Raw genomic sequence first — 10,158 nt, forward strand, 5'->3', positions numbered from 1 at the left:
CGCCGCATACCGTTTCCGCGTAACCTTGCCCATAAAACCCGTCCTCGTTCAGGCCAGATGATAGCTTACCGCCCTGTCCGAAAAATGGGGGCCACTTCTGTTCGAGGCATTCAATATAGGCCAGCAACAGGCGCATTAGGCCCTGACCAATATTGTCTTCCTTCGTCATGCCGCATAAGGCGAGAAAACTGACTGGCCCCAATAGAATGGGCCGGGTCGTGATACCCTGCCGCCGCGCCGCGACAAACACGTCGTAAGGCCAGTTATGAACAAGATGAAATGGTTGTGCCTGTCTCAGGAGGGGCTGCCGGTATTCACCATTCACGGATTCGCAGGCCAGTACCGTATCGTCAGTCGCAACACCAAACATCCTGGCAGTCTGTACGATCCTGCTGTGCCAGGGGCTATTGGCCGTCGCGATATGGGAAATGCCGGCTGCGCGCAGGAAGGCGACTCCCCGACCCTCACTGGCAAACGGAACACCCAGTGTCGCCGTCAGAAGCCGGGTTGGGTGTCGGGAATGGATTGATGAATAATGGCGCGAGGACTCGCCTTCCGGCATGTCGTCATGACACGCCGCATACATTAACGGCACAAAGTCCATGGAAGGACCGCGTTCTCGACCCGTCGCACCGTGACCTCATAAACGGTGCGCATGATGTCATCATCCAGCACCTGCGTGGGCGGTCCGTGACGGATGACGGCGCCGTCGTCCATCAGCACCAGTTCATCACAGAAGCGGGTCGCCAGCACCAGATCATGCAGCACGATGACAATCCCCTTCCCCTGCCCGGCCTGCTGTCGGAACAGCCGCATCATGGACAGAGCATGTGCCGGGTCGAGTGCCGCGATCGGCTCATCGGCCAGTATGACCGGTGTGTCGGTCGCCAGCGCACGCGCCAGGTTCATGCGCGCCCGTTCCCCACCTGACAGGTGGCTGGCCGGGCGGGCACACAGGTCCAGCAGACCGGTAACATCAAGGGCATGGCCCACGGCCGGGTGACGGGCGGCATGATCATCCGCCTGCCCATGCGGCAGACGCCCGAGTGCGACCAGCGCACGCACCGGCATGGGCGGTGGTGCGCCCCCGTCCTGCGGAATGAAGGCAAGCTGCCGAGCGCGCAGCGCCGGGGAAATCTGGCCCATGCCGCGATCCAGAAGCTGGATATCCCCACAATCGGGAGTCTCCAGCCCTGCCAGCAGTCGCATGAAAGTGCTTTTCCCTGCGCCATTCGGCCCGATCAGGCCAATGACCCGTCCTTTCGCAAGAGTCAGGGACGCGGCCGAGACGACGGCCCGATCCCCACGCCTGAGTGAGACGTCGCGTGCCTGCAGCAGGATCATGATACGGTTCTTTTCAGCATGATGACCCGGGTGAAGAAAACCGGCGCGCCGAGCAGCGCGGTCAATACGCCCAGTTGCAGTTCGGGTCCGACCGCCACCAGACGCACCACCATGTCCGCTAGCAACAGCAGCAGACTGCCCCCCAGAAACGATGGCACAAGCAGACGCGATGGCTGGTATCCCGTCAGCGGCCGTAACAGATGCGGCACCACCAGCCCCACAAAGCCGATCGCCCCCGAAACCGCCACGCATGATCCCACGGCCAGCGCCGCCCCCAGCACGATACGCGTCTGGATACCCCCCAGGCCATGCAGCCGGAACCCAAGGCTTTCCGCCACGTCCTCCCCCAATGTCAGCGCATCCAGCGCACGGCCTGCAGACAGCATGAGCAGCGTGCCGCACACAACACCGGGCAGGCAGATCCAGACGTGGGTAAAGGTCCGGTCCGTCAGCGACCCCATGAGCCAGTGCATGATCTCGAATGACGCATAGGGGCTGGGCACAAGGTTCAGCACCAGCGCCGTCAGGGCCGCCGCAAAACTGCTGAGCGCCGCCCCCGCCAGCAGCAGCACCAGCGTGCCCCCGCGTCCCACCAGCCCCATCAGCACAGCAGCCGCACATAACGCACCCGTCAGGCCACCCAGCGGCAGGGCCGCGATGGAAACCTGCATGAGACCGGTATAGAACACGCTGACTGCCCCCAGTGCCGCCCCTCCCGATACCCCCAGAATGCCGGGATCGGCCAGCGGATTGCGCAAATATCCCTGCAGCACCGCACCCGACAGGCCCAGCATCCCGCCCACCATCACGGCAAGAAGCGTGCGCGGCAGACGAAGACGCGCTATAATAATTGCCCCGGCACTGTGCCGTCCCGCCAGAATGTCCGCGAGCGCATGTGAAAACATGACGCGGGTTTCTCCCCACATGAGCGACGCTCCAAACAGGCCGATAACACCAGTCAGGAGCACGGCATTCAGCAGCAGGGTCTTGTGGGCTGATTTCACGGGGCGGACATTTCAAGGTTGTGACGTGCGTTACGCAGCATGACGACACTGTCCAGTGTCTGCGGCAGGCCACACAGCCACAGCCGTGCGGGCAGATCCAGATGATGCGCTCCGGCAAAGGCCTGCTTCAGCGCCGGATGGTCCAGCATGGACTGGGCAAGGGACGTCCCCTTCCCCGAGCGGTCAAGGATCAGCAGGTCGGGCGGCTGCGCGATCAGCAGTTCCATGGAAAAGCGGGAAGAGGCCTGATGCCCCATGAGCGTTGCGTAATTGCGAAAGCCGGCATGGGCAAGGACATCATCCGGGAGCGAACCCGCATGGGTGACAAAGCCATTGGCGGCGTAGACAGCCGCCGTGGGATCGGTGGAACTCCGCGCGACCGAAAGGGAGGCCAGGCGCGTGGCAAAGGCCGTGGCCAGTTGCCGCCCCCGTTCAGGGACGCCGATGGCGTTGGCGACTGTCATGATCTGGCCCGGGATGTCCGTCAGGGATCTGGCGGGCGGCAACGCGATCACCTGTGCTCCCCCTTCCCGTCCCGCCTGCATCGCGACGGCCGCCGTGTAGACGCCGCCGAGCACGACATCGGGATGGGACGCCACGACATTTTCCGCCGTGGGCCGCAACACCGGAACATGTCGCGCCTGCTCGCACAATACCGCGTTCCAGCAGTCCCGGGCCAGTGGCGTGATCCCCACGATCTGGCCCGGTTCAGCCAGCATAAGCAGCAATTGGTCGGTGCAGAGATTGAGCGAGGCCACGCGTGGCAGCGCCAGAGCCTGCGTCAATGGGACACAGGCAAGAAAACCGGCCACAATCGCTGCCATCATGCCCTTCATGTCAGTAATTCAGCGTAAACCCGCCATAACCGGCGCGCCCCGGCTGCAGGTAGCCGATCGGGTCCTCGAACTGGCGGTTCAGCAGGTTGTCGGCGCGGGCATAGACGGAAACATAGCGGTTGATTTTATAGTTGGCGGCTACATCAATGGTAAAATATCCATGCCCCTTGGCACAGGTGCTGCACGTCTCGCTGCCAATGACCGGCAGGTCACGCCATCCGCTGGTGTACAGGATATTTCCAGAAAATGTTAGGTCGCGGATAGGGGTCCATGTCGTATTGAAGTTGAACTTGTGCTGCGGACGGCGTTGCAGTTCGACGTTACTGGTTTCATCCCGGGCATGGGTCCAGGTATAGCTGAGATTGAATTCCAGATTGCTCAGCGCTTTCCAGTTCAGGAAAGCTTCCACGCCATACATCCGTGCCTTCGCAACATTGGCGTAGGAATAATTGTAGTCATATGACGAATCAATCGAAAGCGAGGACTGGATCAGGTTCCGGACCCTGTTGTCATACCATGTCGCGCCGAAGTTCAGGCGATCATGCAGAAGTTTCTGTTCCACCCCCGCGTCATAGCCGATCAGCTGTTCAGCCTTCAGGTTCGGATTGCCTTTTTCCGAATATCCCACGCCTGCCTGATTGGCGAATAATTGGTACAGCGATGGGCCGTGGAAGCCCGAACCGGCGCTGGCCTTGATGATCGTTCCTGTGCCCGGCACATGGATCGCAGGCGCGACACGCCATGTCACGTGGTTGCCATAGCGTGAGTTGGCATCGTAGCGGATATTGGCGGCGCCGTACAGAATATGATTCCAGTTCCCCTGATACTGCCCGTAACCGGCGGTCGTATCCATGCTGGCGGATGTATTGTATCCACTATCCCACATATCGGCGGCTGTATGGCTGGTATTGAACGTGTCATGGAAATGTTCGGCCCCGATCAGAAGCTGACCATACTGTCTGAAATTGAACGTACCGTGCCAGTCCACCTTCAGTCGGCTGGAACGGTAATAATCAGGGTCGGAATTGACCGGACTGCCGTAACTTGTGCCTGTCTCCGTCCAGCGGTTGCGATTGGTCATGTAACCAAGGCCAAGCACCTGATCGAACAGTCCATGGAATGACACCAGATGGGCTGTTCCACGCACAATAGCCTCGTTCTGATTGGTCTGTTCCCTCACGCCTTTATCGCCGTAAAGGTTCTCACTCTGCAGATCATACAATGAATATGAATGGTTGTTGCCCTGTATCAGACGTGCCGTCAGGCCAAGGTCAAGATTGCGGGTTACGTCATAACCCAGCCTGATATTGACGCTGCGGTTGTCATTGCGGTTGCCCTCATGGCGCTGCTGCCGGTCAGCACCATAATACCGTTCGATGTAGGAGGGGATATTGTTGAACCCATCCATCCGGTAATGGGAGAACTCAACATTATAATGGAACCGCCCCTTGCTGCCTCGCGCACCAAAGGTCTGGTTGAAGGTGCCGTAACCACCGCCTTCAATCCTGACAAACGGCCTGAAGCGTCCCTGTCCCTGCGCCGTAGTAATATCGATGACCCCTGCCATGGCGTCCGCGCCATAGAGACCGCTTTGCGGACCTCGCAGGATTTCGATCCGTCCCATGCCATCGGTTACGAACTGACCGGCATCAAACATGCCATTTGTTGAACTGCCATCGTTGATGTCCATGCCATCCAGACGGACTTTTACTTCGTTAGAATTATTGCCGCGCATGAAGATGGATGAAGTGCCTCCCGTACCGCCGGTCTGCACCACATTCAGACCAGGCTGACGCACCAGGATATCCGTCAGGCTGCGCCGCTGCTGGGTCTGGATCTGCTTTTCGGTGATGATGGTCATGCTGGTGCCGATATCATCAGTGGAGGTTGGCCGACGTGCTGCACTGACGCTGATCAGTTCGGGAAGACCGGTATCTCCCAGAGAAACAACGGCTTTCGATTTTTTATTCTCGACGACGTACTGGTTGGCGGACGGTTTTTGCGGCTTATGCTGTCTGACTGAATCATCGGCACGCGCCACTGCAGCTCCCATGGTCATCAACGTAGTGGAAGCAATCAGCAGATTACGGAACAGGATCATCTGGTTCAGATCTCGCGGTCACATCATCGTTGCCACGAGAGCGCGTTGCCACAGGACTTCAGATCCGCAGGAAAGCCCGTAACACCACACCGTCAGGACACCCCGCCCGACAGTTCCCGGTCGCAACCATCATGACGGCAGGTCTCCTGGCTCACGGCGTGACATCCTGCTTAACCTTCCCGGAAAACCGCGGTTTCCAGTGGCCCGGATCAAGACATCCGGTATTGCAAGGACAGACCGTTTACAGTTGCGGGGGCAGCCTGAGCATTGGATCGTGATCCGCACTCTGTTCCCTTTTCATCCCCCCGAAAGGGGACACCGTCGGAACGGTTCTGATCGGATGGGGCGTTCTTGTCAACCCGCATTCAATCTTTCAGTATCCTGTCAGGATTGCAGTTATTTTCAGCCAGATTGATGAATCACAGGATATTTCCGATAAAATGTATCACGCCTGACATGCTGACTTCGCGAGGGCGTGTCGTCAGTTAAGCGGGAAGATTCTGCCGCTTGTACTCCTGCCTGATCTGTGATGTTTTCTCCCTGTTTTTCGGAGCGAGTGTGAATGCGACGGTATGGTCCGAGCGACGGTCAGTGGGAGCAGATAAAGGACCCTCTCCCGGGTCGCAAAGGTCATGTCGGTGGGAGGGCTGCGGATAACCGTCTGTTTATCGAAGCCGTGCTGTATCGTTATCGCGCAGGCATTCCCTGGCGTGACCTGCCTGTCCGCTTTGGAGACTGGAAGAACGTGCACCGGCGGCTGCATCGCTGGTGTGAAAGCAGTGTGATCGAACGGATTTTCCGGCATCTAGCTGCTGACCATGACAACGAATATATGATGATCGACAGCACGATTGTCCGCGCTCACCAGCATAGCGCAGGCGCCTGTAAAAAAGGGGGGGGTCAGGCCATCGGCCGATCCCGTGGCGGACTGACTACCAAAATCCATGCCATTGTCGATGCCGCGGGAAAGGCTGTGGCGCTTTCCCTGACACCCGGGCAAAGGGCGGACATCACTGAAGCAGAGCCATTGCTCGATGAAGTTGATCCCAAGACCTTCATCGCAGCAGTGCAACTCATCTCCGCTATCATCGAAGCTAACTGACGACACGTCCTGGCCTGCCAGCACCACACGATGAAATTGCATGCACAAATGTAAGCCAGACGATGATATTGAGTGTCGTCACGTTATCCTGAAGGGTAAGGATTCCAGCCGAAAGGAGCCTGGACGCTACGGCGTGCAAGGCGTCATTGCCGTCCCATGCCACACGCGTCAGGATGGTCAAGGGTCAGAAGCAGGCGTGTGACAGGCACCAGGAGATCGGAGAGAGGCGGCGAACGGTGAAGCACCGCCCCCTTTGTCGACCAACCGGGGTATAAGCGCCCTTTCAGAAGGGTGATCCAGCCCGCTGGCGTTTCATGGATAGTCTCACTGTCAGCGTATTTCCATTGAACCCCGGGACCGGTGTAGGTGCACAGGAAACGTAATGGGACCTGATCAACATGAAAGCGGCGGCAACTGTCATGAGGGATCTTTTCCAGTCGGAAGCGAAGTTCGGCCGTACCTGACAGACGCTGATAACGACGGGCAAGCTTCAGGGCGTCTTCTACAAGCGCCTGCGTGCCTGCTGGCAGAACGGCGCGCAACCCGGTTTCAAGAATTTTAATGGTGCCTCGACGCAGAAACAGATCCGGGCCATGGGCATTCCATGATGCTGCAGCCTGCGTGACGTCCTGCCCCATGTGACGTTCTTCCTGAACGATGAAACAGTCGCTTCTGTCGATGTCCTGGAATGGTGCCGGAATGGCAAGGTGCTGACGGGTCGGGCAGGCCGATCTCATGTCGAAGTCCTTTTAGGGATTGTTATATTATAACGTAACATATAAGTTCGGCGGATCGCAACCGAATGAATGGTATCCGTCATGCGCGAAGGACTTCCGGTAACAGTTCTTTCCGGCTTTCTGGGAGTTGGCAAGACAACGCTCCTCAATCACGTGCTCAATAATCGCGAAGGCCGGAAAGTCGCGGTGATCGTCAATGACATGAGCGATGTGAACATTGACGCGGATCTGGTACGCGAAGGCAGCGATCTGTCCCGAACAAATGAAACGCTGGTAGAAATGAGTAATGGCTGCATCTGCTGCACATTGCGCGATGATCTGCTGCTGGAAGTAAGGCGGCTTGCGGAAGAAGGGCGCTTCGATTACCTGCTGATTGAATCGACAGGAATTGCGGAACCCCTTCCGGTTGCGGCGACATTCGAATTTCGTGACGAGGCGGGCGAAAGCCTGTCTGACATCGCGCGGCTGGATACGATGGTAACGGTGGTCGATGCCGTCAACCTGCTGAAAGATTACGCTTCAACGGATTTCCTGCGCGATCGGGGCGAGACGGCAGGCGATGGGGATGACAGGGCGCTGGTTGACCTGCTGGTCGAGCAGATCGAGTTTGCCGATGTCGTTGTGCTGAACAAGGTCTCGAGTGCAACCGCGGCGCAGCGCGAGGCCGCGCGGCAGGTTATCCAGGCCCTGAACGCCGATGCGGATATTATCGAAACGGACCAGGGCGTCGTGCCCTGCACGCGCATTCTGGATACGCACCGCTTCGATTACGATCGGGCCCATAAGCATCCGCTGTGGTACAAAGAGCTTTTCGAATTTCGGAATCATGTTCCCGAGACCGAGGAATATGGCATTCACACCTTTGTCTGGCGCGCCCGCCGTCCGCTGGTGCCCGAACGGTTCAAGGCCTTTATCGACTCTGCGTGGCCGGGCGTGATCCGGGCGAAAGGCCATTTCTGGCTGGCGACCCGCCCACAATGGGTGGGCGAGCTGGGGCAGGCTGGTGCGCTCGTGCGCACGCAGGCCATGGGCCGCTGGTGGGTGACAATACCCAAAAACCAGTGGCCGGACAGTGATGAATGGCGGGACCTGATCCTGTCGAAATGGGACGCGGTTTATGGGGACCGCCGACAGGAAATCGTATTTATCGGCACACCGGAGATGGACGATACTGCCCTTCGCGCGGCTCTGGATGCCTGCCTTGTACCGGAGCTTGATCTGGAGCGGTTTGACCCGCTGCTGTTTGCCCATCTGGCTGACCCATTCCCGGCTTGGGCGAACGGAGAAATGGCGGATGCGTAGGCTGGCGGATAACGAGCGGACCTTACGGCACGAGATGTGGCGGCGGTATGAGGGTAATGACTGGGCGGCCTTTGACGCGCTTCCCGCAGCAATCCGTAAACGGGTAGCAGCGCATGCATATGATGCCTGGTCGGTCAATGTGATGATGCTGTGGCAGCATTATAAAAGGCTCTATGGCCGCACAACGCGCGCCGAGCGGGCCCTGATCCGGTATCTTGACTATTGCGAGAGGCTGGAGCGGGAAGCTTTTGCTTCGCGCTATAGCGAAGCCTACGGTGTGGTCCTGCCGCATGATGCAGCCTGCGTGTCAGTACTGAGATAAAATTTGGTCCTGTTAGATCTTGAAATACTTCTCATATTGTATGGATAGAAAAAGGAGATGAAACAGGCACTTTCCCTGACAGGCTGCTAGAAAACGTGATCAGGCTAGCAGATATTAAGCGCGGTATCTCACATGAGCGACCGTGGGCACGGTCGCTCATGTGCCTGTCATAACAGGTTAAAGACACCCAAGACGGTCTCAGGACACGACCAAGTGAGGAGAAGCCGCAAATTCAATAAAATTGCAGAGATAACGAGTGTTATCATCGGTTTCCCGATGACCAAGGAATATCTGTTTCGCAATGCCTTGTTTGCCAAGTTTCACCGGATAAAGTTCAAAACGTGAGGAATATTCTTCCACAAGCCAGCGAGGAAGCGCCGCAACCCCCCTTCCATGGGTGACCATCACCAGCATGATATCCGTCGTCTCAATCTGCTTCTGCTGTCGTGGTCCAATCCCTGCCGGTTGCAGAAACTGCGTGTAAATATCGAGTCGCTCGGACGGAACCGGATAGGTAATCAATGTTTCATCTGCCAACTGCTCCGGTAAAACAAATTTTGCCTTCCGAAGAGGATGCTCCGGACCAACAGCCAGCACCAGTTCATAGTCAAATACTGGCGTGAATTTCAGACCGGGTTTATACAGCGGATCAGGGGTCACCAGAATATCGATCTCATTACTGAACAATGCACCGATCCCGCCAAACTGGAATTTCTGTCGCACATCCACATCGACCTTGGGCCATCTTTCCAGATAGGGTGAAACGACCTTCAGAAGCCACTGATAACAGGGATGACATTCCATTCCGATGCGCAATGTACCGCGCCCGCCATTTGCGAATTGTTCAATACGGCTTTCCGCCAGTTCAAACTGCGGGAGCAGACGGTTCGCCAGGGACAAAAGCCATTCACCGGCCTGAGTAAGAACAAGGGATCGCCCCTCCCGCCGCCATATCCTGACACCAAGCTGCTGTTCAATCTTGCGAATGGAATGGCTGAGTGCTGGTTGGGTCAGGTTCAGACGCGTTCCGGCAGCCGTCAACGAACCTTCCCGTGCAACTTCCCGAATGATTGTCAGATGACTGCGTTCCAGAATGCCCATGTTTGGTCCGATAAATGCACGAAATTCATATAGCCATAAAAATATATCATTTCAGTTCATTTTTATAAACTTCTATTATGAGGGACCAATCATTCATGCGGACGCAGCCCATGGTCTCCAACAACATTCACGACCGCTTTCACTATGGACTGCAATGTGACCCTCTTTGCAGGCCCGCAAGCTCCGGCGTTCAGGCCGGAGATAGGGCCATTCCGGCGTTTCAATCTGGCGTTCTCTGCTGCTCGATATACTGCCGGATGATGGACAGGGGCGCACCGCCGCATGAGGCTGCAAAATAGCTGGGCGACC

At 57.5% G+C, this 10,158-nt stretch carries 9 protein-coding genes, 2 pseudogenes and 1 riboswitch; of the genes and pseudogenes, 3 read left to right on the plus strand and 8 right to left on the minus strand.

All coding sequences use genetic code 11. The features are described 5' to 3' along the window. From CFR79_RS14485 to CFR79_RS14505, 5 genes and pseudogenes are all read right to left on the minus strand, one after another. Positions 1–604, minus strand: a pseudogene (locus CFR79_RS14485) (hypothetical protein); the annotation flags it as partial. Beyond that, positions 586–1,344, minus strand: a complete 759-nt coding sequence (locus tag CFR79_RS14490; RefSeq protein WP_110548371.1) for an ABC transporter ATP-binding protein — start codon at positions 1,342–1,344, stop codon at positions 586–588. The gene CFR79_RS14490 and the pseudogene CFR79_RS14485, both read right to left, overlap by 19 nt. Further along, the gene (locus tag CFR79_RS14495) at positions 1,341–2,327 is read right to left on the minus strand and encodes a FecCD family ABC transporter permease (protein ID WP_408884597.1); all 987 of its coding nucleotides are present in this window, start codon (positions 2,325–2,327) and stop codon (positions 1,341–1,343) included. Before CFR79_RS14495 ends, CFR79_RS14490 begins: the two co-directional genes overlap by 4 nt. Positions 2,328–2,344: 17 nt before the next feature. Continuing rightward, positions 2,345–3,172: an ABC transporter substrate-binding protein gene (locus CFR79_RS14500; protein ID WP_258373645.1), complete on the minus strand. Its 828-nt coding sequence runs from the start codon at positions 3,170–3,172 to the stop codon at positions 2,345–2,347. Positions 3,173–3,185: 13 nt separating this feature from the next. Further along, complete coding sequence (locus tag CFR79_RS14505) at positions 3,186–5,285, minus strand: TonB-dependent receptor plug domain-containing protein (RefSeq protein ID WP_110548374.1); 2,100 nt, start codon at positions 5,283–5,285, stop codon at positions 3,186–3,188. Between the two features lie 119 nt (positions 5,286–5,404). Then, positions 5,405–5,623: riboswitch (cobalamin riboswitch) on the minus strand. 224 nt (positions 5,624–5,847) lie between these two features. Between CFR79_RS14505 and CFR79_RS14510 the strand changes: the two are divergent. Continuing rightward, positions 5,848–6,348: pseudogene (locus CFR79_RS14510) on the plus strand (IS5 family transposase); the annotation flags it as partial. Between the two features lie 182 nt (positions 6,349–6,530). Here the strand turns inward: CFR79_RS14510 and CFR79_RS14515 are convergent. After that, complete coding sequence (locus tag CFR79_RS14515) at positions 6,531–7,124, minus strand: DUF1826 domain-containing protein (RefSeq protein WP_110548375.1); 594 nt, start codon at positions 7,122–7,124, stop codon at positions 6,531–6,533. Positions 7,125–7,193: 69 nt separating this feature from the next. On the opposite strand from CFR79_RS14515, the gene CFR79_RS14520 reads away from it, so the two are divergent. Beyond that, positions 7,194–8,426: a GTP-binding protein gene (locus tag CFR79_RS14520; RefSeq protein ID WP_110548376.1), complete on the plus strand. Its 1,233-nt coding sequence runs from the start codon at positions 7,194–7,196 to the stop codon at positions 8,424–8,426. Next, a complete protein-coding gene (locus CFR79_RS14525; protein WP_110548377.1) occupies positions 8,419–8,748 on the plus strand; it encodes a DUF6525 family protein in 330 nt (109 codons plus the stop codon). Before CFR79_RS14520 ends, CFR79_RS14525 begins: the two co-directional genes overlap by 8 nt. A 198-nt stretch (positions 8,749–8,946) precedes the next feature. Here the strand turns inward: CFR79_RS14525 and CFR79_RS14530 are convergent, their stop codons facing one another. Continuing rightward, positions 8,947–9,849 carry a LysR family transcriptional regulator gene (locus tag CFR79_RS14530; RefSeq protein ID WP_110548378.1) on the minus strand — a complete coding sequence of 301 codons (903 nt, stop codon included), beginning with the start codon at positions 9,847–9,849 and terminating at the stop codon, positions 8,947–8,949. Between the two features lie 220 nt (positions 9,850–10,069). Further along, positions 10,070–10,158, minus strand: an 89-nt coding sequence (locus CFR79_RS14535; RefSeq protein WP_181417457.1) for a transposase, incomplete at its 5' end; no start/stop codon positions are given.

It is taken from the genome of Komagataeibacter saccharivorans (assembly GCF_003207825.1).
Lineage (GTDB): Bacteria > Pseudomonadota > Alphaproteobacteria > Acetobacterales > Acetobacteraceae > Komagataeibacter > Komagataeibacter saccharivorans.